At 61.3% G+C, this 24,443-nt stretch carries 23 protein-coding genes and 1 pseudogene; 8 read left to right on the top strand and 16 right to left on the bottom strand.

What is annotated here, in order from left to right:
• The 6 genes from WCA85_RS01060 to WCA85_RS01085 all read right to left on the bottom strand — a co-directional run.
• Positions 1 to 560 (bottom strand): HAD family hydrolase (locus WCA85_RS01060; RefSeq protein ID WP_424061160.1); only part of this gene is annotated, 560 nt, incomplete at its 3' end.
• Entirely contained in the window at positions 557 to 2,062 is a 1,506-nt protein-coding gene (locus WCA85_RS01065) for a xylulokinase (protein WP_424061162.1), read from the bottom strand. The genes WCA85_RS01060 and WCA85_RS01065, both read right to left, overlap by 4 nt.
• 86 nt (positions 2,063 to 2,148) lie before the next feature.
• Positions 2,149 to 3,084, bottom strand: coding sequence for an MBL fold metallo-hydrolase (locus WCA85_RS01070; RefSeq protein WP_424061163.1), 936 nt, complete (start codon positions 3,082 to 3,084; stop codon positions 2,149 to 2,151).
• Complete coding sequence (locus tag WCA85_RS01075; protein ID WP_424061165.1) at positions 3,081 to 3,854, bottom strand: SDR family NAD(P)-dependent oxidoreductase; 774 nt, start codon at positions 3,852 to 3,854, stop codon at positions 3,081 to 3,083. Before WCA85_RS01075 ends, WCA85_RS01070 begins: the two co-directional genes overlap by 4 nt.
• A gap of 86 nt (positions 3,855 to 3,940) precedes the next feature.
• On the bottom strand, positions 3,941 to 4,912 hold the full coding sequence (locus tag WCA85_RS01080; protein WP_424061166.1) for a shikimate dehydrogenase family protein: 972 nt from the start codon (positions 4,910 to 4,912) through the stop codon (positions 3,941 to 3,943).
• On the bottom strand, positions 4,909 to 5,556 hold the full coding sequence (locus WCA85_RS01085) for a glucose-6-phosphate isomerase (RefSeq protein WP_424061167.1): 648 nt from the start codon (positions 5,554 to 5,556) through the stop codon (positions 4,909 to 4,911). The genes WCA85_RS01080 and WCA85_RS01085 overlap by 4 nt, the downstream gene beginning before the upstream one ends.
• Positions 5,557 to 5,808: 252 nt before the next feature.
• Here WCA85_RS01085 and WCA85_RS01090 point away from each other — a divergent pair, with 252 nt between their 5' ends.
• The 6 genes from WCA85_RS01090 to WCA85_RS01115 all read left to right on the top strand — a co-directional run bounded on the left by WCA85_RS01090 (position 5,809) and on the right by WCA85_RS01115 (position 12,263).
• The gene (locus WCA85_RS01090) at positions 5,809 to 7,236 is read left to right on the top strand and encodes an FAD-binding oxidoreductase (protein WP_424061169.1); all 1,428 of its coding nucleotides are present in this window, start codon (positions 5,809 to 5,811) and stop codon (positions 7,234 to 7,236) included.
• Between the two features lie 55 nt (positions 7,237 to 7,291).
• Entirely contained in the window at positions 7,292 to 8,269 is a 978-nt protein-coding gene (locus tag WCA85_RS01095; protein ID WP_424061171.1) for a substrate-binding domain-containing protein, read from the top strand.
• A gap of 61 nt (positions 8,270 to 8,330) precedes the next feature.
• Positions 8,331 to 9,839, top strand: coding sequence for a sugar ABC transporter ATP-binding protein (locus WCA85_RS01100; RefSeq protein ID WP_424061173.1), 1,509 nt, complete (start codon positions 8,331 to 8,333; stop codon positions 9,837 to 9,839).
• Positions 9,840 to 9,855: 16 nt separating this feature from the next.
• Positions 9,856 to 10,854: an ABC transporter permease gene (locus WCA85_RS01105; RefSeq protein ID WP_424061176.1), complete on the top strand. Its 999-nt coding sequence runs from the start codon at positions 9,856 to 9,858 to the stop codon at positions 10,852 to 10,854.
• Positions 10,855 to 10,936: 82 nt separating this feature from the next.
• Positions 10,937 to 11,794: an SIS domain-containing protein gene (locus tag WCA85_RS01110; protein ID WP_424061178.1), complete on the top strand. Its 858-nt coding sequence runs from the start codon at positions 10,937 to 10,939 to the stop codon at positions 11,792 to 11,794.
• Between the two features lie 43 nt (positions 11,795 to 11,837).
• Complete coding sequence (locus WCA85_RS01115; RefSeq protein ID WP_424061180.1) at positions 11,838 to 12,263, top strand: secondary thiamine-phosphate synthase enzyme YjbQ; 426 nt, start codon at positions 11,838 to 11,840, stop codon at positions 12,261 to 12,263.
• 21 nt (positions 12,264 to 12,284) lie between these two features.
• Here WCA85_RS01115 and WCA85_RS01120 read toward each other — a convergent pair.
• Positions 12,285 to 12,722: pseudogene (locus tag WCA85_RS01120) on the bottom strand (acyl-CoA dehydrogenase C-terminal domain-containing protein).
• Between WCA85_RS01120 and WCA85_RS01125 the strand changes: the two are divergent.
• Complete coding sequence (locus WCA85_RS01125) at positions 12,606 to 13,133, top strand: LysR substrate-binding domain-containing protein (RefSeq protein ID WP_424061182.1); 528 nt, start codon at positions 12,606 to 12,608, stop codon at positions 13,131 to 13,133. The pseudogene WCA85_RS01120 and the gene WCA85_RS01125 sit on opposite strands and share 117 nt — an antisense overlap.
• 155 nt (positions 13,134 to 13,288) lie before the next feature.
• Here WCA85_RS01125 and WCA85_RS01130 read toward each other — a convergent pair whose 3' ends face one another.
• The 3 genes from WCA85_RS01130 to WCA85_RS01140 all read right to left on the bottom strand — a co-directional run bounded on the left by WCA85_RS01130 (position 13,289) and on the right by WCA85_RS01140 (position 16,568).
• A complete protein-coding gene (locus tag WCA85_RS01130; RefSeq protein WP_424061184.1) occupies positions 13,289 to 14,296 on the bottom strand; it encodes a hypothetical protein in 1,008 nt (335 codons plus the stop codon).
• A 10-nt stretch (positions 14,297 to 14,306) separates the two neighbouring features.
• On the bottom strand, positions 14,307 to 15,347 hold the full coding sequence (locus tag WCA85_RS01135; protein WP_424061186.1) for a hydroxyacid dehydrogenase: 1,041 nt from the start codon (positions 15,345 to 15,347) through the stop codon (positions 14,307 to 14,309).
• A 66-nt stretch (positions 15,348 to 15,413) separates the two neighbouring features.
• Positions 15,414 to 16,568: a Gfo/Idh/MocA family protein gene (locus WCA85_RS01140; RefSeq protein ID WP_424061189.1), complete on the bottom strand. Its 1,155-nt coding sequence runs from the start codon at positions 16,566 to 16,568 to the stop codon at positions 15,414 to 15,416.
• A 214-nt stretch (positions 16,569 to 16,782) separates the two neighbouring features.
• On the opposite strand from WCA85_RS01140, the gene WCA85_RS01145 reads away from it, so the two are divergent.
• Entirely contained in the window at positions 16,783 to 18,000 is a 1,218-nt protein-coding gene (locus WCA85_RS01145; RefSeq protein ID WP_424061191.1) for an ROK family protein, read from the top strand.
• Between the two features lie 9 nt (positions 18,001 to 18,009).
• On the opposite strand, the gene WCA85_RS01150 is transcribed toward WCA85_RS01145, so the two are convergent.
• The 6 genes from WCA85_RS01150 to WCA85_RS01175 all read right to left on the bottom strand — a co-directional run bounded on the left by WCA85_RS01150 (position 18,010) and on the right by WCA85_RS01175 (position 24,398).
• Positions 18,010 to 19,569 (bottom strand): sugar ABC transporter ATP-binding protein, encoded by a 1,560-nt coding sequence (locus WCA85_RS01150; protein WP_424061193.1) that lies wholly within the window; start codon positions 19,567 to 19,569, stop codon positions 18,010 to 18,012.
• Positions 19,566 to 20,570 carry an ABC transporter permease gene (locus WCA85_RS01155; RefSeq protein ID WP_424061195.1) on the bottom strand — a complete coding sequence of 335 codons (1,005 nt, stop codon included), beginning with the start codon at positions 20,568 to 20,570 and terminating at the stop codon, positions 19,566 to 19,568. Before WCA85_RS01155 ends, WCA85_RS01150 begins: the two co-directional genes overlap by 4 nt.
• Positions 20,557 to 21,681 (bottom strand): ABC transporter permease, encoded by a 1,125-nt coding sequence (locus tag WCA85_RS01160; RefSeq protein ID WP_424061197.1) that lies wholly within the window; start codon positions 21,679 to 21,681, stop codon positions 20,557 to 20,559. The genes WCA85_RS01155 and WCA85_RS01160 overlap by 14 nt, the downstream gene beginning before the upstream one ends.
• Complete coding sequence (locus tag WCA85_RS01165; protein WP_424061199.1) at positions 21,672 to 22,736, bottom strand: substrate-binding domain-containing protein; 1,065 nt, start codon at positions 22,734 to 22,736, stop codon at positions 21,672 to 21,674. The genes WCA85_RS01160 and WCA85_RS01165 overlap by 10 nt, the downstream gene beginning before the upstream one ends.
• Positions 22,737 to 22,771: 35 nt before the next feature.
• Positions 22,772 to 23,794 carry a nucleoside hydrolase gene (locus WCA85_RS01170; RefSeq protein ID WP_424061201.1) on the bottom strand — a complete coding sequence of 341 codons (1,023 nt, stop codon included), beginning with the start codon at positions 23,792 to 23,794 and terminating at the stop codon, positions 22,772 to 22,774.
• 292 nt (positions 23,795 to 24,086) lie between these two features.
• A complete protein-coding gene (locus WCA85_RS01175; RefSeq protein ID WP_424061203.1) occupies positions 24,087 to 24,398 on the bottom strand; it encodes a porin in 312 nt (103 codons plus the stop codon).
• Positions 24,399 to 24,443: the final 45 nt, after the last annotated feature.

Consider the following 24,443-nt stretch of genomic DNA (forward strand, 5'->3'; position numbering starts at 1 on the left):
GGCCATGCCAGCGCGCGCATGCCGGCGGCGAGCGCAGCCGCGGCGCCGACAGGACTGTCCTCCACCACGACCGCTTCGGCAGGGCTTACACCCAGCAGATACGCCGCGCGGAGATACGCTTCCGGATCAGGCTTGCCTCGGCGTACATCATTCACGCTGACGCTGACGAGTGCCGGGTCCTGCAAATTCAGCGCACGCAGATTGGCCTCCAGCAACATGCGTGACGAATTCGAAACGATGGCCCTTCCTTTGCCGGCATCGCACGCCGCGCGATACACCCCAAGTGCACCGGAGCGCGCCTGAATCGTCGGCGCGTGCGTGAGATAGTGGCGCGCACGAAACACCGACCACTGTTCATAGTCCATCGCAATGCCGAAACGCTCGGCGCACAACATATAAACTTCGTGTGCTGTCTTGCCGAATATCACCGGATGCAACTCTTGCCCCGCTTCGATACCGTGGTGGGCGAGCACACCGACCAGCGTCGCGAGATGCAGCGCTTCGGTGTCGGCGAGGGTGCCATCCATATCCCACAGAACGGCCTTGATATTCTGTGTCATGCGGACGCACCGGAAAGACGATCGAGGTCGTCGTAAAACTGCTGGGAGTGAACGTAGAGGCGCTCGAAAATCGGCATCATCCGGTCGTAGGTATCGCTTGCGCGCGGGTCAGGCTGCACCTCGCGCTCGAAATGCACGAAGGCATCCACAGCGTCGCCCAGCCGCGCAAACTGGCCTTGCGCGGTGGCCGCGAGGACCGCGCATCCGATCACACCGCACTCCACTTCCTTTGGAACAAGAATCGGTGTGCGATACATGCTGGCCTTGATCTCGAGCCACAGGGCAGCCTTCGCGCCGCCGCTCGCAGCGACGAGCCGTTCCATCGTCACGCCCGCCGATTCGATCAGACCAATGTGCCGCCGTACGCCAAACGCCACTCCTTCGAGCACAGCCCGATGCAAGTGCGCAAGACCGTGTTTCGCCGCGATACCGAAGAACTGCGCGCGTGAATTCGAGTGCTCGCCAAGCCGCTCGCCCGTCAGATAGGGCAGAAAAAGCAGCCCCTCTGAACCGACCGGCGCCTCGGCCGCCTTTTGCGCCACTGCTTCGTAACTGAGCGCATTCTCGTGAAACGCACGGCGCGCCCAACGCATTGCGTCACCACCCGAGTCGAGCAGCATGAAGCGGCCCCAAAGGCCCTCGCAGGTTGCAAGGTTGGAGACCTCAGGATGCAGCATCGGTGTGTCCGCAATCACCGTGATGATCGACGAGGTACCGGTAATGTCAGACGCAAGACCCGCCGCATACACACCCGAGCCCAGCACCGAGACCGGATAGTCACCGCCGCCGACAAGTACCGGCGTGCCTGCCCACAAACCAGTTTCGCTCGCTGCCTCGCGGCTGACGCTGCCGAGAATGTCGAGCGGCGCGCGGATCGGCGGCAACTTGCTGCCGTCGAGTTCGAGCGCATCGAGCATCGTTTGCGACCATGTGCGCTCAGTTGGATTCATCAGGAACGTGGTCGACGCATCCGTCCAGTCGCACGCACGCTCGCCGGTGAGGCGGAAGTTCACATAATCCTTCGGCATGAACACTGTCGACGCACGTTCATACGCCACCGGTTCATGCTCCTTAAGCCACTGCAGTTTGAAGCCCGGCCACGCGGGTGTCGCCGGGTTAGCCGTGCGTGGCAGATACGACGCTGCATCGTTGCGCGACCGGAAGCTCGCCACCTGCGCCAGCGTGCGTTTGTCGTTCCATAGCGGCGCGGTATCACGCGTCAGTTCGCCGTCTGCGTCGATTAATACTGTCCCATGCATCTGACCGCACGCGCAGATCGCTGCGATCTGCGCGGCCGCGCCGGGTACGCTGGCGAGGACCTCGCGAATCGAACTCACTGCGCCTGCCCACCAGTCGAGCGGCCGCTGCTCGGACCAGCCGTAGCGCGGCACGATCTGCTCGTGCTCGCGCGCGGCGAGACTGCGTATCACGCCTTTTGCATCGACGAGTGCGGCGCGCACACTGCCTGTGCCCACGTCGATAGCCAGATAAAACGTCTCCATGTTGTGTGTCCCTAAGGGTACTAACGAGGTGCGAATGAGGGTCGTCTGAGCGCAGCCCAGCACCTGCTCGATCTCCGCCTGAACAGTCATTCTCGCTTGTCTGGGTTGCGAACGTGCCAGGCGCACCCCGTTTGTGCGCGGTGTATCTGCAGGCCTGCTGCGCGTTCCTGACGTGCACGAGCGTCGATCGCCTCAGGCGAGACCGTGTTGAAGTCGAACAAGCCGTGATGATGCGCAAGCATCGCTGGCACGCCGGCCGCCGTGGCGAGTGCAACAGCCTCGTCGAGCGTAAAGTTGCCTGGCACACCATTGCCGCTGCGCTCCATATCGCGCCCGTTCACCGGCAGCAACGCGAGATTTACTGCATGTTGCGCAAGGCGATCTGCAAGTTCAGGATACGGCACACAGTCGCCCGAGTGATACAGCTTCACCGCGCCTTGCGCACTCGCCAGTTCAATCACATAGCCGAGCCACGGATAAAGCCCCTGTGCATCCATATCAAGGGTCTCGTGCGCGGACGCAATCGCCGAGACATAACAGTCTTCCAGCACTTGCACCCGCTGCCCTGCATTGACAGGGATCAGACGGCTCGCTTCGACACCGCAGCGCTTCATCGCCTCATCCACGGATGCAGCGGGCACCACGAATTTGACCGAAGGAAACCGCCGCGCAATGGGCCGAAGCGTGCCGGGGTCCATGTGATCGGTATGCCGGTGCGTGCACAGCACAAGATCCAGCCGATCAAGCGTCGCCGGATCAAGCGGCGGCGCCATCATCCGTGTGTGCGGATAACGCGTACCACGGTATTTCTGTGCGAGCGAATCCGATAGGTACGGGTCGATCAGCATGCGCATGCCGCTGCACTCGATCACAAAGCCCGCCTGGCCGAGCCAGTACAGCAGCACGCCCCCGTCTTGCGGCGCGCAAGCGCGGTCGGTGAGGCGCGCATGCAGCGGGACGTCGAACGTTTCAACGCTGATCGCGGCCGGTCGCTGCCTGCGCATGTCAGTGACGGTGCTCACCAGCAGACGTAGCCGCCGTCGGCCAGCACGATCGAGCCGGTCATCAGGCTCGACGCCTCGCTCGCGAGGAACAGCACGACCGAGGCCACTTCGTCGACGCGGCCGAGTCGATTCATCGGCGTGCCACCGACCCAGTGACGGAACATCTCTTTGTCCTCGTACACATACGCGTTCATTTCCGTGTCGATATAGGTTGGTGCAACCGCATTGACGCGCACGCCACGCGCGCCCCACTCCGCCGCCAGCGACTTCGTCAAATGATGAACCGCCGCTTTGGATGCGTTGTAGTTCGCCTGTTCCTGCGGCCGGTTCACGATGAAGCCGGACATTGAACCCACGTTGACGATGCTGCCGCCGCCGCGTTCGAGCATGCCTTTGCCGAAGGCCCGGCAGCTCCAGAACACGCCGTTCAGGTTGACATCGATGACCTTGTTCCAGACCTCATCGGTCATGGTCTCCGCCGGATGGTTCGAGATCGCGATGCCGGCGTTGTTGACCAGCACGTCCACCCGGCCATGCCGTGCAACCACGGCGTCGCTTACGCGCTGGGCGGCGCGCGGATCGGTGACGTCGAGCAATTGACTTTCAACCGCGTGCCCTTTCGCCGACAACAGGTTCACTGCGGCATCGAGCAGGCTCGCGTTCATATCGGTGAGCACCACCAGCGCGCCCGCTTCGGCGAGCGCCTCGACAATCGCGAGGCCAATGCCGCGCGCCGCGCCCGTGACGACAGCCACTTTGCCGGTCAGCCTGAATTTGTCCAGATACATCGTTCAATCCTTTTGACGAAGGCTGCGTTGCGGCTTGCTCGCCGCCTGGTTGTTGTTCGAGTATCGCTTACGTCTCGATACAGACGTTACCCCGCGGACTTCGCCGCCGACGGTTTGCCCGCCGCCTCGGCGACCCGGCAGATCTCGTCGAACGCGGGTCCTCGCGACGGAATGTCCGCATGAAACACCTCTGCGATAACCCGTGTCCACCCATAAATGAAGTAGGTCCAGCCGTCTTCGATCTGCAGTCCGCGCGCCTGTTCCTGAGCGCGCGCCTGATCGAGGAAGACGAGATCACCGCGATAGTTCAGGTCCCAAACAATCGCACTTTGCGGAAACGGGCCGTTGTTCGTAAGCGGAGAACCCGGCGCGTCCTTGCCGAGTCCAGTTGCGTTGATGACGAGCGCACCGGGCGAAAGCCGCGCGAGCACCGCATCATTGTCTTCGGGACGCGGGGCGACCACATATTCGCAGGGCACGCCCAGATCAAGTTCGCGATGAATCCGCTCAATCTCTTCGAGTCGCGCTGCCGAACGATTCGACACGATCACCCTGGAAGGACGATTGGCGCCGCGCGCACGCTGCATCACATGCCAGGTGAGCGCGATGGTCGAACCCCCTGCGCCCATCGAGAAAACCTCCGCTCCGGTACGCGCGAAGTGATCCTCGGGCAGAAAGCCGTCCAGTGCGAAACCGGACGTGATCGGGTCTTTGGCGTGACACACGAATTTGCCGTCGTGTTTGGACAGGCAACTGGTCTCGCCCATCATGCGTGCGTGCGGGTCGATTTCGTCGAACAGATCCTGGCACGCCGCATATAGGTCGATCTTGTGCGTGGTGACGAGTGCCCCCAGCGACAACGGATCGTGCTTAAGGAATTTGACCGCCTCGCGATACGCCTCGGGCGCCGCATGCGGACGGAAGTCGATGCCCTTCATTTCCACGTCGCCAAGTCCGAGATGACGTGCCCATGCGGGAAACACCCGCATGATCGAGCTTTGTGCGGTCGTCACGCCAATGAAGTAGAAGGTCGGCTTTTGCGCCGGTTGATAGCTCATCGTGTCGCTCCCTTTGCGGATGCCGCGCCGTCGAGCAGTGCGTCCACCTGGTGCCGCGAACGCGCCTGGTACTCCGGATTGGGCACGCTGCACCACGCGCCCGCACCGTCGTCGATGATCCGCAAACGCATGCCGTTTGATTTCTCGATGATTGCGTAGTCCTGTCCGGAATCCGCCGGGTAGCAGAACAGCATCACAAAGTCCTCCTGGCCCAGATTCACCGAGCGATGGATCCAGCGCGGCGGCACATAGCACACGGTATTCGCGCGAATCTCGACAGTGCGCGTTTCGCCATCGGGCGACTCCATCAGCATTAGCCCATGTCCCTTCAGTCCGAAGTACAGCTCGGGGCGATCGATTTTCGCGTGGATATGGCCACGCGTCATGAAGTATTCGTCGCCAACCTTGCCTGGGCTCATGCGGGTCACGCCGGTGATCAGATCGCCCGGTTCGCTACTCGGCTTATGGTCGGTCACCTCATAGACGACTTCTTCACCGTGCGCCGCAGCCAGCGCGTCAAACGCATCGGCGTCTGCGTAGAGACCTTTCAGGTCCGCCAGGAATTTCTGATAGCGCGAACCGGTGCCGGCCATCAAACCGGTATCCAGATCCACTTCGAACGAGCGCGGTTCAGGCCATTGCATCGAGTCCATCTCCATGAAAGTTAAGTTTACTAAGTTTTTAACGTTAGCTTTAGTAATGATATTCGCGGTAATCTCACTTAACATTGGGGTTTTCCCCCGCTGTATTGCATGTATACGATCTCACAATGATAGTGATACTATCGTTTAAACGATGAAAACACTATCGTAACGTCAACCGGTAAACACTGCGCGACGGGCCTTCGAGGGCGGAGCGAAACCGCCCAGGTTGCACGAAATTTCAGGAGACGCCTTATGCAAGAAAGCGTGACGCACGATCGCGCCGCCCAGTCTGGAGAGGCCGTCGTTGCCGCCCTGCGCGCCGCGCTCGGCGCGGACGTCGTAGCGCTGCCGGCCGAATTTGCCGGTCGCAAACATGCGGACTGGAGCCGCACGCCTAGCGCCGACCCGATCGCCCTGATCCGGCCGCGCACTACCGAACAAGTGGCCACGGCCCTCAAGATCTGTTTCGAACACCACCAACCCGTCGTTACACAAGGCGGCCTTACGGGCCTGGCCGGCGGCGCCTGCATGCTGGGTGGCGAAGTCGCGCTCAGCATGGAACGCATGAGCGGCATTGAAAGCATCGATCCGGTGAGCGCCACCATGACGGTGCTGGCCGGCACGCCGCTGCAGACCGTGCAGGAAGCCGCGGACGACGCCGGTTTCATGTTTCCGCTTGATCTGGGTGCACGCGGCAGTTGCACCATCGGCGGCAACCTCGCGACCAACGCAGGCGGCAATCGTGTGATCCGCTACGGCATGATGCGCGACCAGACGCTCGATCTGGAAGCGGTCCTGCCCGATGGCAGCGTGATCGGCGGTCTGCGCAAGATGATCAAGAACAATACCGGCTACGACCTGCGCAATCTGCTGATTGGCAGCGAGGGCACCCTCGCGGTCATTACGCGCGCCGTCCTGCGTTTGCGGCATAAACCGCGCGCCATGTCGACCGCATGGTGCGGCCTGCCCGACTACGACTCAGTGACCACACTGTTGCGACGCTCCCAGGAGCGCTTGCCCGCAGGCGTTTCTGCGTTTGAAGTGATGTGGCCCGGCTATTACGACTTCGTCCTGCAGCGACTGCCTGAATTGCGCGCGCCGCTCGAAGGCAAGCATGCGTATTACGTGCTGCTGGAAAGCAGTGGAGCCGACCCCGCGCGTCAGGCGCAAGCGTTCGAAGAGTTTCTCGCCGGGATGCTCGAAGACAACGTGATTGCCGATGCCGCGCTCGCTTCGTCTGAAGCCGACGCTGCCGCTTTCTGGGCGATTCGCGATGCCCCCGGCGAATATCCGCGGCTGATTCCCGGACGCGTCTCGTTCGACGTGAGCTTTTCGATCACCGATGTCGGCGACGCGGCAAACCGCTGCGAAGAGCGTCTGCGCGCACGCTGGCCGAACGCCACGATTCTGATCTACGGGCACCTGGGTGACGGCAATCTGCATATCGTCGTCCAGGAGCCAGACTGGCCGCCGTCCACCGCACCGGAAGTCCAGAAGGTGGTGTACGGCGTGACCGGCGACATGGGTGGCTCCGTGTCGGCGGAGCACGGCATCGGCGTCAAGAAGCTCGGCGTGCTGGCGCTCTCGCGCAGCCCTGCTGAACTGGCCGCGATGAAAACCGTCAAGGCCGCCCTCGATCCTCGCAACATCCTGAACCCCGGCAAGCTGATGCCGCCGTGAAGATTCGTCGTTCTAACGAAGTTCTAACCGCGTAAAACTCAAAATAGGAGGAGACATGACGCGTCTCGTGAAGAAGGCACTGTGTGGTGTGGGGCTGGCACTTGCCAGCGTATTGGCGACGAGTCCCGCGTTCGCCGCCGACAAGATCAAGGTCGGCATTTCGATGAAGGTGCTCAACGCGCCCTACTTTGCCGCCGCGATGGAAGCGGCCAAGGCGCGTGCCACCGAACTTGGCGAAGACGTGATCGTCGCCGACGCGCAAGGCAAGATGGGCAAGCAGATTTCCGATGTCGAGGATCTGGTCACGCGCGGCATCAAGGTGCTGATCATCGACCCGGCTGATCCTGAAGGCCTGGTGAACTCCGTTAACGCCGCGACCGCCGCAGGCGTGAAAGTCGTCGTGATCGACAGCACGCTCGATCCGAAGGCCAAGTACCTGACGCTGGTGCAGTCGTCCAATAGTCAGAACGGCGCGCTGGTCGGCTCGTGGGTCGTCGATAACATGGGCGACAAACCGCTCAAGATCGCGCTGATCTCGGGCGAGAAAGGCAACCCCGTGGGCAAGGAACGCCGCGACGGTGTGATTCAGGGCATCGTCGAAGCGCAACTGGCCAAGACCGGCAAGGTCAACCTCCAGATCGTTGGCCAGGGCTGGGGCAACTGGTCGGATGAAGGCGGCCTGAAGGCAATGGAAGACCTGTTGGTGGCGAACAAGGATATCAACATGGTGCTCGGCGAAAACGACAGCATGGTGCTCGGCGCACGCAGGGCAATCGAAAGCGCGGGCCGCCAGGGTATCACACTGGTCGCCGCCGCCGACGGTCAGAAAGAAGCGCTCGCGCTGATCAAGCAAGGTCAGTATGGCGCGACGGCACTGAACGACCCGGCGCTCGTTGCGCGCACCGCCGTGGATATCGGCGTGAAGGCGGCGAGCGGTCAGAGCACCAATGTGCCGAAGATTTCGTACACGCCTTCTGCGGTCATCGACAAGAGCAACGTCGACAAGTTCTACAACCCCAAGGCCATCTTCTAACGATGCGGGGTGATGGGCACGCGCCGGCCACGCCGGTGCGTGCAATCCAGGAGACAGTCTCATGATTCCGTTCATCGCCCTTGCCGGGGTCGACAAGCGTTTCGGCGGCATTCATGCCATCGAGGCCATCGACTTCGATGTGTTCGGCGGCGAAGTGCATGCGCTCGTCGGCGAAAACGGCGCGGGTAAATCAACGCTGATGCGCGTCATTGGCGGAGGGCATCAACCGGACGCCGGCACGATTCGCGTCGAAGGTCGGGAAATGACCTTTCGCAATCCGCATGCGGCGCTTGCCGAAGGCATCGCCGTGATCCACCAGGAGACCGCGCTCGCGCCCGATCTCTCCGTGGCGGAAAACGTATATCTCGGCACCTTGCCTGCCGTGATCGACTGGCGCGGTTTGCGCACCAAAGCCCACGAACTGATCGCAAGCCTCGGTTTCGATATTGACCCGGCGGGGCTCGTCGGCTCACTGTCGGCGGCGCAATGTCAGGTCATCGAGATCGCCAAGGCGTTAAGCGGCCAGGTCAAGCTACTGGTGCTCGACGAACCGACCGCCGCGCTCGCCCCTTCAGACGCGAACCGCTTGCTCGAAATCGTGCGTGGCTTGCGTGCGCGGGGCGTGGGGATCGTCTACATTTCGCATCGGCTCGAAGAAGTCTTTGCCATCGCCGATCGCATCACCGTGCTCAAGGACGGCAAGCGCGTCGACACTGTCAAACCCGACAGCCTCACGCGTGACGATCTGATCCGCAAGATGGTGGGCCGCCCGCTATCGGTCCTGTTCCCGCAACGCCACGCCACATTGGGAGACGAAATCCTCAAGGTAACGGGCCTCACGCGCGGCAATGCTGTGCGCGATGTGTCTTTCACGCTGCGGGCGGGCGAAGTGGTGGGTCTCGGCGGTCTGATTGGTTCGGGCCGCACCGAGGTCGCGCGGCTGATCTTCGGCGCGGATGCGCGCGATTCCGGCACGATCGAATTGAAGCAAAAGCCCTTCGCGATTCGTTCGCCGATTGCGGCTGTGCGCGCGGGCATCGGCTTCGTGCCTGAGGATCGTAAGGGCCAGGGTGCGGTGCTGTCCATGCCGATCCACATCAATGCCACCCTTGCCGCGTTGAAATCCGTCAGCGGGCCGGGCGGTTTTCTCAAGTTCGGCCGCGAGCGTGCCTTCGTCAAGGAACTGATGGCTTCGTTGCGCATCAAGGCGCGTTCGATGGATGCCGATGTCGCGACCCTCTCAGGCGGCAACCAGCAAAAGGTGGTGCTCGCCAAGTGGTTCCACGCGGACGGCGACCTCATCATTCTTGACGAGCCTACGCGTGGCGTCGATGTCGGCGCGAAGGTCGAAATCTACTCGCTCATCAATCAGCTCGCCGAACGCGGTAAGGCCGTGCTCGTGATCTCTTCGGAACATCAGGAATTGATGGGTCTGTGTGACCGCATTCTGGTAATGGGCGAAGGCCAGATTCGCGGCCAGCTCGAACCGGCCGACTACAGCGAAGAACGTATTTTGTCGCTTTCCCTGCGCCGCGCCCCGGATGAGGCGGCCACCCTTTCACATCACTAAAGTTCGGAGACTTACCATGAATCCCAGCGCCGTTACGCCGGAATCGCGCCGGGCGCAGCCTGGCCACTCACGCGCTCAGCAATGGTGGTCCGTCGCGCGCCGCTTCAATACCGTCGCCATCCTGATCGTGCTCGTGATTGCCGCGTCATTTGTATCGAGTGACTTTTTCTCGGTGGCGAATCTTTCGAACATCTCGCGCCAGGTCGCGGGCGTCGGCATCATGTCGGTAGGGATGTTGCTCGTCGTGCTGACCGGCGGCATTGATCTCTCAGTGGGCTCGATTGCGGCGCTCGGCAGCGTCCTCTCGGCAATGCTGATTCCTGATCATGGCCTGACCTTCGCGCTAATCGCCACGCTGCTGGTTGGTGCGCTATGTGGACTGATCTCCGGCGTACTGGTTGCATGGTGCCGCCTGACGCCGTTTGTCGTCACACTCGCCATGATGACCGTAGCGCGCGGCGTCGCGATGATCGTCTCGGACGGCTCGCCGATTCTGGTCGACGATCCGGGCCAGGCACTGCTCGATTTTGGCCGCCACATCTATCTGGATATCCCCGGACCCACGCTCGTGATGCTGATCGTGTTCGTGATCGGCGGTGTCGCACTCAACCGCATGCGCGCAGGCCGCGTGGTGCGCGCAATCGGCTCGAATGAAGAGGCCGTTCGCCTGTCGGGCGTGCCGGTCGCGCGTCACATCATGGGCACGTATGTCTGCTCAGGACTGCTTGCCGCGATGGCCGGTATCATTTCAACCGCACGCGCTGGCGTGGGTGCGCCGACCGTTGGCGTCGGCGATGAACTGACGGTGATCGCAGCGGTTGTGATTGGCGGCGCGAGCCTGGCGGGTGGCAAAGGCGGCGCGCTCAACACCTTGATGGGCGTGCTGATTCTCGGTGTGATCGGCAATATCATGAACCTCGCCAGCGTGCCGGGTTACCATCAGCAGGTCGTGATGGGCGTCATCATCGTGGCGGCGGTCCTGTCGCAACGCGGTGTGCGCTTCTGGCGCCGCTGACTCTTCCGATACACTTCGTTGTAGCCTTGTCCGCAGGGCGCCGTTCGCGGCGCCCTCTGCATATTGAACGAAGGAAAACCACGTGCCCGATTACAACATCCTCGAACTGATCGACCGCGCCCGTCCCAACCTTCGGCGCGGCAGCCGGCAAGTGGCCGAGTACATCCTCGCCAATCTGGACTCGATCGCCGACACAAGCCTTGCCGAACTGGCGCGCCTCGCGCAGGTCAGCGAGCCGACCGTGTTGCGCTTTTGCGCGACGATTGGCTGCAGCGGGTTTCGTGACTTCAAGGTGCGGGTGGTGCAGAGTCTTGCGCTGGGCGCGCCTGCCACGCACTCCGTGCTGGGGCGTGACGACGATCCTGAGAAAGTGGCCACGAAGATTTTCGACTACACCATTACCAGTCTCGACTGGGCGCGCAAGAAGCTCGATTTCGCTGCCGTAGGACGCGCCGTCGATCTGCTTGCCAATGCGAAGCGGATCGAGTTTTTCGGCTTCGGCGCATCGGGCATCGTCGCACTGGACGCCCAGCAGAAGTTTCCGCTGTTCGGCGTGCCGTGCATTGCGCATCAGGATTCCCATCAGCAGTTTATCGCCGCCTCCATGCTCAAACCCGGCGATGCCGTCGTGGCCATTTCCAACACCGGGTCGACGCGTTCGCTGATCGAAGTGGCGCGCACCGCGAAAGAGCGTGGCGCGACGGTCATTGTGATTACCGGCTCCAACAGTCCTTTGACGCGCTTCTGCGACGTTGCCGTGATCGCGGAAACGTTGGAGAATACCGACGTTTATACGCCCACCACGTCGCGCCTCGCCGCGCTGGTGATCGTCGATATTCTTTCCACCAGCGTCGCGTTGCGCAAAGGCGAGCAACACTCGCTGGATGTGCTCGATATGAAGAAGCGGCTGACCGATATGCGGACCTCAGGGGTCATCTAGAGGCCGCAAAGCGCGCTAGCCAGATCAGCCCGGAGGCCATCCTATGCAGCAAGCCATTCGCCATCTGCACGTCAGGGCCCCCGCGCAAGGACTCGTTGACTTCACTGCCCTAGTCCGTGAGTTCGTCAATGAGCAGTCTATCCAGACCGGGATCCTGACGCTGTTTTGCCACCACACGTCCGCGTCGCTGATCATTCAGGAGAATGCGGACCCATCCGTTCGACGCGACCTCGAGACGTATTTCGACACCATCGCGCCGGAGGACCCGGAGCGCTACGAGCACGATACGGAAGGCCCGGACGACATGCCAGCGCATCTGCGCACCGTGCTTACGCAAGTGCAATTATCTGTGCCAATCGAACACGGCCGTATGACGCTCGGCACGTGGCAAGGCATCTATCTGTTCGAGCACCGGCGCCGGCCGCAAACGCGCGATAACGTCGCGCATATCATTGGGCATAGCGAGTAGGCACGACGCCGGCCGTCAACTTCAGAACTGCTCCTCCGATAACGCCAGCACACCTTCATCACCCTTCGCGCTGACAATCGACGCTTCCAGGGCGCTCGCCTGTGCCAGTACGTGCTCTGCGTAGAACTGCGCGGTGGCGATCTTCGCACCATAGAACGATGGATCTTCTGCGCGCTTCGCAGAAGCGGCCAGCTACGCGCGCGCCATCTGCCAGCCGCCCAGCACGATCCCCGCCAGCTTCAGATACGGCACGCTGCCCGCGAACACCGCATTCGGATCGCGCTTCGTGTTCGCGACCACAAGCTCCACCACCGCCTTCAGCGAACGATGCCCTTGCGCCAGATGACGCTGCATCGATTCGAACGCCGCGCCCTGCTGGGCGCCGAGCGCCGCGGCAGTTTGGCGATCCGAGACACCCACACCCTGCATGCCCACCGCGAAGCGTGCCGCGTCCATCATGATGAACATGTACTCGAGGCCGCGATTCTCCTCCCCAATCAAATGACCGATTGCGCCACCGTGATCGTCGATCTGCGAAATGCAACTCTGCTGCACTCGTATGCCCGCCCGGACGATTGGCGTAAATGGCTGAGCGCCGCCGATGCAAGCGATATCGATTCGACGCGCGGCATGAAATTCGAGAATTCCGGGCTGATGTACCAGGCCGCTGTTGAAGGCGTCGGCATCGCGATCGCTCAGGCCGTGCTGTTCAGGCAGGATCTTCGTTCCGGTGTGCTCGTCGCGCCGTTTGCACTCACGATTCCTGCTGAGCGCACCTACTACCTCATCGGTCCGGTGTGGGCAGAGCCGCGCCGTCTCGCGGTGTTTCGCGAATGGGTGCTCAAGGAAAGTCGCAGCGATAACGACTAGTGCGAATTCGCGCGCATTCGAGAAAAAAAGAACGCCGGCTCACGACGAGCCGACGCAAAAAAAGTTCTGGCGAATTCCAAGGTCCAATGCCAGAACTTACTGCTAATGGTGCGACGGTGTTGAGCCTGATCCGCAGCATATGCTCGCGGAAACAGTCAATCAGTCAGCAGATGCGAGAGCATCTGCACGTCTTCGAACGAAGCCGTCGCGACCTCTTCTTCCACCACCATCGCACATGAAGCCCCTGGCATCAGATGCGCAACGGGCGCGTGTGTTTCGACTTCAAAGTATGGCAGGTCAGGCGCGTTGAATATCTCAACGGGCGCGCCATGCGCATACTGGGCCGAAATATCGACGGTCGAACTCCGCCGATACCGCTTTACGCCTTCCGGCCGCTCCAGCAGCGCATCGACCTTGCCGCTCGATTGGCCAACCCCCAGTTTGAATTCGACCGCGCGATCGCACCGAACCGCCAATCCGCCGGCGCGATACGAAACCCTGTTGCTATCGCGAACGTCGCCAAGCAGCCCCTTCTCCACGAACGGGATGATCCCGTCCCTCCAGGTTTCTGGATCGCCCGACATGGGTAGCGTCACGACGCCAGGACGGCGCAGCATCAGGACATCCCAGATTCCGGCCTCAACCGGTCTGATGCCCTGATTGGCCAACTCATGGCGAGTGCGCCAAACGCCGGAATCCACCTCGATCTCGATGCTACGGCGAATCTGCAACCCGCTTTGCCTACAAACCCGGCTCAACATTTCCACGCCCATGCTATCAGCCTCGCACCAGGTCCGTATCACCCGATACGGACCGCTGTCGAGGTCCCGGTGCGGCGCCCCCAAGGGCCAACGGCTCTCGGGAGCCACCCATGTCTTGCCGCCCCCCCAAAGGGGAAATCCCCAGTCGCCGCACAACGACTGCCATCGTTGCGGGTCTTCAGTGGCGGTTCGTCCAGCCAGCGCGTCGTTGACAAATGCCAGTTCAACACCTTCGTGCACGATGTTCATCAATCGGCCGCCGACCGCTGGAACGACGACCAGTTCGAGTGCACGTTGCTTCAGGCGCAACGCGGCCCAATTGCGATACTTCGACCACCGGATGCTGCGCTCGGAGATTTGTCCACAATCGGGTATGCCGAAATGCGAAATGAGATTGAGCATGGCGTCACAGTCAGCTCTTGTCCACTGGCTTGCTACGCAGCAACCTCACCGTTTCCGGTTGTGCAGCTTTGCACATGATCGGCGGCAGGCCCTGCGCGATCAATTCCACGTCGGCCACCACACGTTTGCCGATTTCGCGTAATGCAGAGGTCAGCGCGCCGGCTTGATGAGGAGATAGAAGGACGCCGTCAAGCGAGCGGGCTCGATGATCGGGTGCCAACGGTTCTTGCGGGAAAACGTCAGTTGCCACGCGGATATGACCGGACTGCGCTGCGTCGAGCATCGCATCGAAGTCCACCACGCCTGCCCGGCTGACCAGTACCAATGCCGCACCACGTCGCATCGAGGCGAAGTGCGCCTCGCCCAGGAAGCCCTGATTTTGTGCCGTGACGCCAGCCACCACGAAGACGACTTGCGATTTCGTCAGCACCTCCTCAAGGCTTGCGGGCTGTACGCCAATAGCCTCGAGATAGGCCGCCGGTAGCCACGGGTCATAGGCGCGAATATATGGCTTGAACGGCTTGATCAACGGCACGATCGCCCGCCCCAGATCGCCCATGCCGATAAAGCCGATGGGCGCCTCGAAAAGCGAGTATGCGTCGCTGTTCGCCCCCAGTCCGTAGTTTTCCGTAACGCTGCGAAAGCGGCGATCGCCGCTCGTCATGCCACGTGCAAGGTCGATAGCCATTCCCAGTGCGAGTTCCGCCACCGGTTCTGCAAACACGGGACTGACGTTAAGTACGCGCACGCCCTGCCGAAAACATTGCGCATAATCCACGTTCGGCAGAAAGTTGCCCTCCACGTTGATGATCGCCTTGAGATTATGCGCACGTTCCAGGCGATCTCCAGGCAGGTCGATTTGCCCAATGACGATGTCCGCATCCGCCACGTGCCGCTCGAAGACGGCTTCGGTTACGGGTCCGCTTTCGTGCAACCGGACGTCGCCCAGTGCGCGTAGCCTGGCGAGTTCCTCCTCGCCGAAAATATCCTTGACCGCGCGCGGTGCGGGTGCGACGAAGATACGCGAATCAGTCGGGTTTGAAACGGTCATGCAAACTCCAGAGAGGGAAGGACTGCAGCATCGAGCCGGGGCGGGCATGCACCAGTGCAATCGGGGTTATTCATGCAAAGCGATCTTCGTCCAGCTGTTCGTTTCCGACGAAGCAAGGACCGCTTCGACGATCGAAGCCGAACGGGCACCGTCGGCAAAGGTCGGCAGGCCATCCGGTGTCGCACCGAGAATGGCCGTGTAGGTATCGGCAACGAATGCTTCGAAGCATTGCGCATATCCTTGCGCGTGCCCCGCGGGCAGCGTTGCGAGGCGCCGCTGCTCGCTGCTGCCGCGCGACGGATCGCGCACCAGTAGGCGCGTTTCATGCGAATCGCCTACCCACAAACGTTCAGGCTCTTCCTGATCAAAGACAACGCTGCGGTAGGCGCCATCCAGTTCGAACCACAGGCGGTTCTTGCGCGCCGCGGATACCTGGCTCACGGTTAGCGTGGCGAGCGTGCCACGGTCCGTGCGCATCAATGCCCCGACAACGTCCTCCGTCGTGACCGCAACAAGCGCACTGTCGCTTCGATCCGTGCCGTGCTGTGGGTCGCCTGGAAAGAAGGTCGGGCGAGATCCGCCAGGCCGCATGGGCACTGTAGTTTGCAGCGATGCGACGACGCTCTCGAAACGCTCTCCCGTGATCCACTCGATAAGATCGCACCAGTGCGAGCCGATATCGGCAAAGGCGCGCGACGCGCCACCGGTGGTTGCATCGACGCGCCAGTTCGTCGTCGTCGCATCCAGCAGCCAGTCCTGCAGATAGCTGCCGTGAATCAGGTGCAACGCGCCAAGTTCACCGCTGCTGACCAGTGCGCGGGCCTCGCGCACCATCGGGTGGTACCGGTAGACAAAAGGCACCGTTGCCACCCGATCGCGCTCACGCGCCGCTTGCGCGAGTTGTCGGGCTTCTGCGAGACTCATGGCGAGTGGTTTCTCGCAGATGACATGTTTGCCCGCCTCCAGCGCCTTAAGCGAAAAACGATAGTGGGACGTGTTTGGCGTGCAGATGTGTACCACGTCGACCCGCGGATCGAGTAGCGCCTCCTCGGGGGATTCATACGCAACTGGAAGCCGAAGCTTCCGCGCAGCCTGCTGAGCGCTATGCGCAGTGGAAGCGGCGATCCCCATGATCTCCGCCCCCGCCAGCCGGGCCGCACGTGTGTGCACGGCCCCCATCATGCCCGCCCCGACGATCGCTACTCTTAGTCTTTCCCGCATCCTGTTTGGCTCCCGTTAGCTTTGAAATACCTTAACGGCTCGAGGTCATCGTCGATATTTTGTTTTCTTTAATTCGATCGACAACAGAAAGCTATCCGCTATCGTGTCGAATTCTCGTTAACTGGTTTGCATCGAAGCGTATGTCCTTAGTACACTCAACCAATCCCTGCATGAAATGCCAAACAAGGATATGCAAGATCAAGTTTCGAATTGGATGCCCACACGCGTCATCACCGATGAAAACGCCTTTCGCTTCGGCGAATACGAGGTGCAGAGCAAACTCGCACGACTGATTGCTTCGTCCGTTGGCCTCAGTCGAGCAGACCTGGCGCGTATCACCGGCTTTGCGCGCTCCACGATCTCCCAGTTGATCCAGCCGATGATCGAAGCCGGTCTGGTGAAGGAACAGAGCATGGGGGCAAACGTGCGCGGCCGCCCGGCTACGGCGTTAATGCTCAATGCGCGCGCCGGCGTCGTACTGGTTGCCGACATGGGCGCGACGCACGGCCGACTGGTCATCGCTGACCTCGCCCAGCGGCGCCTCGCCGAGCATGTGTTCGGCATCGATCTGGCAGCGGGTCCCAAGCCGGTTCTGGATACGGTGGTCACCCGCTTTCATGAACTGCTGGACATGCACGCCATGAAGTCGGCTACGGTTCGCAGCGTCGTGATCGGCCTGCCGAGCCCCGTTGACTTCAATCGCGGCGTGCCGGTACGGCCGCCGATCATGCCCGGGTGGGACGGCTTCCCGGTATCCGCGTATATGCGCGAGAAGTTGCGTGCACCCGTTCTGGTCGACAATGACGTCAACCTGATGGCACTCGGTGAGGCGCGAAGCCGGCCCGCGGACCAGTCACCGCTGTTGTTTGTCAAGGTGTCGACGGGTATCGGTTGCGGCCTGGTCACGTCGGACGGACAGTTGCACCGGGGTGCTGACGGATCGGCCGGCGACATCGGGCACATTCGCGTGCCGGGCCGCGACGATGTGGTCTGCCGCTGCGGCAACATTGGCTGTGTCGAGGCGGTCGCGTCGACTGGCGCAATCCTGAGTGCATTGCGTCAGGCGCCCGGAAGCCTGGTGCAAAGCGACGACGACCTTGCGCGCATCGTACGGGCCGGCGATCCACAGGCGATCAGGCTGGTGCGCGCCGCAGCGACCGATATCGGCGAAGTGATCGCGATGGTGGTCCACATGTATAACCCCGCCGCAATTGTTTTGGGCGGCCGGATGTCTCGTCTCAGCGATGATCTGCTCGCGGGCATCCGGGCAGTGGTGTATCAACGCGCGTTACCGCTCGCTACTCGCAGCCTGTTGATTGAAAAGTCGACCTTGAACGAGTACGCAGGCGCAATCGGCGGAACCGTCCTCGCCATTGAACAGGCTCTTGGCGCGGAGGGCGTCGCCGGCATCTTGCGCGATGCGCGGAACTGAGCGCGGCGCTCAGGCCGCGTTCGGCAGTTCCTCGCCGTTGGGCCCCTCGGCGGGACTGGCGCCATCCTGCGCCGACACGATCGCCTGCATGACTTGCTCGCTTAGGCGGTTGTAGTCGCCAGTATTCGCGAAGCTCGCCACGAGTCGCTTATTCGCCATTACAGCAATCGTGTCCGAGATACGGATCACCTCCGCAAGATCGCTGGATATCACCAGAATCGCTTTGCCTCGCCGGGCAAGGTCTTCGATCAGCAGGTACATCTCCTCTTTGGTTCGCACGTCGACACCGATGCTCGGCTCGTCGATAATCAGCACATTCACATCGCTGGCTAGCCACTTGGCAACACTCACTTTCTGCTGATTTCCGCCGCTCAACTGGCCTACGGGCTGCGCGAGTCCGGCCATCTTCACCCCCATCTTCTCGACCAGCGGCGCAATGCGCCGTCGCTCGCGACCTGGCGTGACAAATCCCATGAATCCCCGCATCTGGTCCCAGATCGTAATGCCCGCATTGTGGCTGATCGAATGTGCAAGAATCAGGCCGTCGCCCTTGCGATCCTCGCTAACGTAGCCGATCCGGTGCTGGTGCACAGCCGCATGCGGGTCAGGAATGTGTACCACCTCGGCGTGCGATCTCAGTTCTCCGCCATCGATCCTGACCTGGCCGATGATGGCTCTCGCGAGTTCGGTGCGGCCCGAGCCGACCAGTCCGTACAACCCCGTCACCTTGCCGGGCAACAACGCAAGGTCGACATTGCGGTGACCGAACTGTGTACTGAGATTACGACACTCGAGCAGCGGCTCGCGCCCGTCCGGCTCGGCACTCGTCTGCCGCCCGGCAAACGAGACCGTACGCCCCACCATTGCAGTAATGACGTCGCCTTGCGTGAGATCCGCGCGCGCCACCCCGTTGATAATGGTCTCGCCATCGCGAATGACCGTGATCCGGTCGCAAATCTCGAAGATCTCGCCAAGCTTGTGGCTGACAAATAGCATCGCCCGCCCACGGTTGCGCAACTCGTGAAGTATTCCGAACAGCACTGCAGTTTCCGTTTCGGTAATGGATGCAGTGGGCTCATCCAGCAGCAGCACCTTGGCCTCGAGCGTCAGGGCGCGGGCAATTTCCACCAGTTGACCCTGAGCCACGCTAAGGCTGCGGGCTGTCACCTCGGGACCGACGTGCAGACCGACGCGCTCAAGCCACGTGCTGGCGTCGCGATACATCTGCTTGTAATCCAGAAAGCCCGCGCGGCGCGGTGTGCGATGCAGAAACAGATTCTCAGCGACCGAAAAATCCGGCACCAGGTTACGCTCCTGATAGACGGCGCTGATGCCTGCCGCCATCGCTTCCTGCGGAGTGCCGAATTGGCGCATCTCGCCCGCAACGGCCACTGTGCCTCGATCGGCGCGATGCACCCCGGTCAGCACCTTGATCAAGGTGGATTTACCAGCGCCGTTCTCGCCGATGAGCGCGTGAATACTACCGCTTCCCACTTCAAGATCGACGCCACGCAGTGCCAGCGCGCCGTCGAACGCCTTCCAGATGCCTTGCGCCTTTACCGTATTCATATCCGCTTCAGTTCCGTTGTGCGGCGGCCCATCAGTTTGCCGCCGATTGCGCGGCAAGCCTCCCACGTCTGCGCGCGGCCTAGCCACACCGCGAGGAAAACCAGCGCCCCTTCGACCAGAGTCACCCAGTACGGGTTGACGTGAACAAGCACCAGGCCGTCCTTGATTGTTGCAAGAATCAGGCTCGCGATGACCACACCCCAGACCGCGACGTTCCCGCCCAGCAAACTTGTGCCGCCGATGATGGGGAGCGTGAAAGACTGGATCAGCCAGTCCGCGCCCACCAGCGGGTTGGCTTCGTGCAGCTTGGCCATCGCCATCATTCCGGCCACCGCCGACAGCAGGCCCGACAGCGTATGCGCCAGGATCAGCGCACGTCCTTTGGAAAGCCCCGACAATCTTGCCGCTTCCGCATTGCCACCAACCGCCAGCATGTGGCGCCCCAGCCTGCGCCAGCGAAACAGCACCCACAAAGCAAAAGCCGTGGCGAGGGTGGCACTCGCGAGGTACGGTACAAAGCCGATACGGCCCGTCCCAAACAGCGTCAACGCTGACGGCAAGCTTGTGTACGGAGCCGTCTGCGTGATCGCAAGCGACGCGCCGGCAAATGCACCTCCCGTTGCCAGGGTAATGACAAAGCCGCTGACCTGAGACCTGGCGACCAGCAGTCCGTTGATGAACCCGCCAGCGGCTCCGGCCAGCAGACCCGCCATCAGCGCAGGCGCCAGCGGGACTCCCCGCGATACAAGCAGATAGCCGGTGACCACGGCGGCAAAGCCGCCGATGCCTCCCACCGCAAGACTGAACTCCCCCACACTCAACACGACGAGCTGCGCAAAACCGATCACACTGAGCAACGCTGCGTCAGACATGATGACGTACACATTGAACGATGTGAGAAAGTTACCGCTCAGAGCGGAAAAGGCAACGCCTGCCAGAAAGGCGACCGCGAGCAACGGCAGCCAGGGTCCGGCCGCGAACGAAAATCTACTTCTGAACATGGTCATTGTGTCCCGTGCGTGTCGCTTCGGCTCGCACCGTCACTTCGTTCTTCGCGCGGAGCCGACGGCTACGCCCGGTCTGATCCGCGATAACAGCGACAAGGAGAATGAGAGCCTGTGCAAGCTGTTGCCAGTACGCGGCCACGTTCAACGAGACGAGGCCCGAATTGATGCTTTCCAAAAAGAGCGCCGCAACCAGCGCACCACCAACGGACACGGCGCCCCCAGTGAGCATCGTGCCGCCCAGAATCGGCACAATGAACGCCGACAGCAACCAGTCAGTGCCGAGCGACGGCAGCGCGGCCGATACACGTGTCATCTCCATCACCCCGGCTACGCCGGAGAGCAACCCGGACAGCGCGAAACTCATGATGACGACACGTGGCACGGCTACCCCACCCAGCTCCGCCGCGCGAGAGTTCGCGCCGACAGCAAGCATCTTCCAGCCGAGACTCGATCGGTGGTACAGATACCATAGCAGCGCCGCAATCACTAGCGCCGGCAGAGCCAGCACGGAGAGGCCGGGAGTGAACAGTGGGGCACCGCCGACCTTCGTGACGCTGTCGGGCAACGCGCTTACCGACGCACCGCCGGAGATCACAAGAACTGCGCCCACATAGATCGACTGTACGGCTAGCGTGACGACGAAGCTGTTCAATCCGGTGCGTAGTTCAAGCCAGCCCATCGCCATGCCGAGTAGAGCGCCCAGCAGCAATCCAGCGACCACGGCAAGCACCGGATTGACCATGAGCGGGCCGGCCAGCCAGCCGGTGAACATCACTACACTCACGCCGACGGCCCCCACCGCGAGATTCAAACGTCCGATCACAAGCACGACCAGCTGTGCAAAACCAATTACTGCGGTTTGCGCGACGAGTTGCGATAATGTGAACAGATTAAAGCTGCTCAGGAACCCCTCGCCGAGAAACTGGTACACGGTCCAGCTAATCATCGTCAGCAGCAACAGCCCGGCGACGTTTGAGTTTCTCAGCGGCTCGCCCCGCGCGGAACCGCGACGCGCACTCGCGGACGGCGCGCGCGGTTGCGCGTCTGCAAGCTCGCTGTCTTCCAGCGCGCTTATCTGGTTCGGCCGCGGCGGCCTCAACTGCATTGCAGCACCTTCGTATCAAGCAGTTTTATCATTCGCTGTGTGTCGTCCGGCAGCGCCTCTGGCTTGCCGACAAACTGGCTTGCGTTTTCTTTGGTGACGAGCAGCACGCCCGCCGCAAGCAACTTCTTCGTCTGGTCGGTCTGCTCGAAAGGCGCATCGCTGCGAATCGAGCACTTGTCGTGCAGCACCTTATACAGCGCATACGATGCGACGTAAGCCTGCCCATACGTATTTTGAAACAAGGTGCCATAAATGTAACCCTTCTCCAGCGCATTCATGACCTGCGGCGAATTCTCTGCGGCGATGAACTTGATGTGCCGGAATTGTGGGTTGTCGGCCAAGCTACTTGCCATTGCGACAGATGGGTTATACGAGGTCGACATCACGCCCGCAAGCGTATTGCCACGAGCGGCCAGCAATGCGTTAATGGCTGGCGGAGCGCTCTGCGGCGTATCGATGTCCGCCACAGTTTGAGCTAGCGTCACATTACCGTGCGTCTCCGCCACGGCCTTCTCGACCGCGCGAATCCTCAATTGCGTGTTCGGGTCCGTCAACTGGCTCGTCAGCAATGCGATCTCGCCCTTACCGCCGATCGCCTTGATCAACTGTTGCGCCTGGTAATACGCTGCGGCGAAAATATTGGTCGACACGCAGAACAACGCCGGATTCGGATCGTAAGTGCAGCCGTTGACATTGATCGACTTGATGCCATGTGCCGCCAGCTTCTCTTCTTCAGCATTGGTGCCGTGTGCGTCGCCCGGAAACACGCCAAAGCCCGTATATCCTCGCCCCGCCAGCGAGTCCATCAAGGCGTCTTCGTGGGTGAGATCGAATGCGTCCGTTGCAGGAACACCGTACATACCCGAGAAATGATAGGTTTTCGCGGCATCGCGAATAGCCGCGTCCCACGGCTCAAAGTAGGCATTCGGTCCAGGCAACACCAGCGCAATCCTGGGTTCACTGGCGCGTGCATTGCCAAAAGCAAGCGACACCGACAAAACCGTGACAGCCACGCTGGCCAGTAGCACGCGGCAACTTCTTTCAGACATTTTCATTTGGTCTCCTCCTGTTTCTGCTTAACGACGAAAAATCAATTCCCTTCAGCAACGTCGGCACACTGATCCACCAGGGCTTGCAGTCTGCTCACGAACAGCTCGACAAACCCCGGGCCGTTTACGTCCACACACACATCCACGGTTCCTTCGTCGGATGGGAACGCGACGGTCTGGCCTCGCGTCAGCTCGCTCACGGTCTCCACCCGTACCCTCGATCTTTCGGTAGTGACGAGCGAACGGTCGACCAGCGTACCGACGACGAGAGGGTCGTAAAGCAGGCATCCTTTCTTTGCCCAGTTGAATTTCGGTGTGTCGATATAGGTTTTGCACACGTCGTGCAGGAACGCCGAGAGCTTGTTACGCTGCTTGACGAGCCCGAACAGCTGCTCCTCGTACATCACCGTTCCTTTCGCCGGATTCGTGACGTCGAGTCCCACAGCGGTAATAGGAATACCCGATTCGAACACGATGTCGGCGGCAAGCGGATCATTCCAGATGTTGTATTCGGCAACCGGTGTGATATTGCCTCGGCCGAACTGTGGCTCACGGGCGAAGGCGCCTCCCATGATGGCGATGCGCGGAATCTTCGCTTTAATCGACGGCTCCTTCAGCAACGCCATGGCGACGTTCGTCAGTGAACCCACCGCCACGATCGTCACTTCCCCCGGATATTTATTCACTTTTGAAATGATGAAGTCCGAAGCGTGCAACTCGTGCCGTTGCGTGTCGACGCGCGCATCGTCTATCGGCCCAAGTAGCGACTGGTGATGGGCGTATTCGGCTTCGCTGCGCGGATGAAGCCGACCGGATAAGGGTCCGCCCATTCCCATTGCGACAGGGATATCGAGCCGGCCCGCGGCTTCCAGCGTACGAAGCGCATTTTCCGTCGCACGCCGTACCTCGACGTTTCCGAATACTGTGGTCACGCCCTCGAGCCGCAGTTCAGGGCTGGCCAGCGCGAACAAGAGCGCGAGTACGTCATCTGCGTCGAGGCCCGGGCCGATGCCGGGGTCGCAATCGAGGATCATCTTCCGGCGTTGCTCGTTACGTTGAATCATAAGCTTGTCTTCTCCTTTGGGTTCTCGCCGCCTGTCGCGGGGTACCTGCCTGCCATGAACGAACTAGCGGTCATTGTGCGTGCGCCCTTGCTCCGTTTGTTATGGCGACATTACCCGGCCGCCTTTAAAGGCGGTATTTTGTATTTTTTAATTCGATCTTCGACATAAATACCCAGCCTATGAGGATTGGTCAGCAGCAACTCCCAGTCCGTTGCCCGCCGCTTGCTGGCCGAATCCGTACATCAGCTCCCTCGACGCCCCAGCGTAAGCGGGACTATTCCACTTTACTTAGTTATTCTGATCGAATCTCGGTACCGGAATGTAATTCGTCGATTCCGATGAATATCGCGCGAGATAAGTCGGATAGAAAAGCCGCGACTGGTCGAGCAATATGCTCCGTTGACGGCGCTAACGTGAATGTCCCCAAGTTCATTCCGCTTACGCCGACGCACGCATAGCGATCCATCGCGGCGCCGGGTATCGTGTAACTGCTTGTACCAACGTTGAAGCCGGACTCGAGCCGGAAGACAGCCGCATAGCCGCCGCCAAGTTCCTCGGTTCCTGTGATACCGAACCAACCCGGCCGTTCGTTGCCGGATTGCATGCCGATCGTGAGGGGGCCGCTCCGGCGCGGCACATGGCTACGTCA

It is taken from the genome of Paraburkholderia sp. (genome assembly GCF_049581445.1).
Lineage (GTDB): Bacteria > Pseudomonadota > Gammaproteobacteria > Burkholderiales > Burkholderiaceae > Paraburkholderia.

Coding starts and splice junctions, on each gene's coding strand:
- WCA85_RS01135 (WP_424061186.1), bottom strand. CDS start 15,347: ATGACCGTTTCAAACCCGACTGATTCGCGTATCTTCGTCGCACCCGCA.
- WCA85_RS01115 (WP_424061180.1), top strand. CDS start 11,838: ATGCAGCAAGCCATTCGCCATCTGCACGTCAGGGCCCCCGCGCAAGGA.
- WCA85_RS01065 (WP_424061162.1), bottom strand. CDS start 2,062: ATGGAGACGTTTTATCTGGCTATCGACGTGGGCACAGGCAGTGTGCGC.
- WCA85_RS01095 (WP_424061171.1), top strand. CDS start 7,292: ATGACGCGTCTCGTGAAGAAGGCACTGTGTGGTGTGGGGCTGGCACTT.
- WCA85_RS01145 (WP_424061191.1), top strand. CDS start 16,783: ATGCCCACACGCGTCATCACCGATGAAAACGCCTTTCGCTTCGGCGAA.
- WCA85_RS01170 (WP_424061201.1), bottom strand. CDS start 23,794: ATGATTCAACGTAACGAGCAACGCCGGAAGATGATCCTCGATTGCGAC.
- WCA85_RS01085 (WP_424061167.1), bottom strand. CDS start 5,556: ATGCAATGGCCTGAACCGCGCTCGTTCGAAGTGGATCTGGATACCGGT.
- WCA85_RS01150 (WP_424061193.1), bottom strand. CDS start 19,569: ATGAATACGGTAAAGGCGCAAGGCATCTGGAAGGCGTTCGACGGCGCG.
- WCA85_RS01140 (WP_424061189.1), bottom strand. CDS start 16,568: ATGCGGGAAAGACTAAGAGTAGCGATCGTCGGGGCGGGCATGATGGGG.
- WCA85_RS01155 (WP_424061195.1), bottom strand. CDS start 20,570: ATGTTCAGAAGTAGATTTTCGTTCGCGGCCGGACCCTGGCTGCCGTTG.
- WCA85_RS01130 (WP_424061184.1), bottom strand. CDS start 14,296: ATGCTCAATCTCATTTCGCATTTCGGCATACCCGATTGTGGACAAATC.
- WCA85_RS01175 (WP_424061203.1), bottom strand. CDS start 24,398: ATGCAATCCGGCAACGAACGGCCGGGTTGGTTCGGTATCACAGGAACC.
- WCA85_RS01090 (WP_424061169.1), top strand. CDS start 5,809: ATGCAAGAAAGCGTGACGCACGATCGCGCCGCCCAGTCTGGAGAGGCC.
- WCA85_RS01160 (WP_424061197.1), bottom strand. CDS start 21,681: ATGCAGTTGAGGCCGCCGCGGCCGAACCAGATAAGCGCGCTGGAAGAC.
- WCA85_RS01075 (WP_424061165.1), bottom strand. CDS start 3,854: ATGTATCTGGACAAATTCAGGCTGACCGGCAAAGTGGCTGTCGTCACG.
- WCA85_RS01080 (WP_424061166.1), bottom strand. CDS start 4,912: ATGAGCTATCAACCGGCGCAAAAGCCGACCTTCTACTTCATTGGCGTG.
- WCA85_RS01105 (WP_424061176.1), top strand. CDS start 9,856: ATGAATCCCAGCGCCGTTACGCCGGAATCGCGCCGGGCGCAGCCTGGC.
- WCA85_RS01100 (WP_424061173.1), top strand. CDS start 8,331: ATGATTCCGTTCATCGCCCTTGCCGGGGTCGACAAGCGTTTCGGCGGC.
- WCA85_RS01125 (WP_424061182.1), top strand. CDS start 12,606: ATGACGCTGCATCGATTCGAACGCCGCGCCCTGCTGGGCGCCGAGCGC.
- WCA85_RS01165 (WP_424061199.1), bottom strand. CDS start 22,736: ATGAAAATGTCTGAAAGAAGTTGCCGCGTGCTACTGGCCAGCGTGGCT.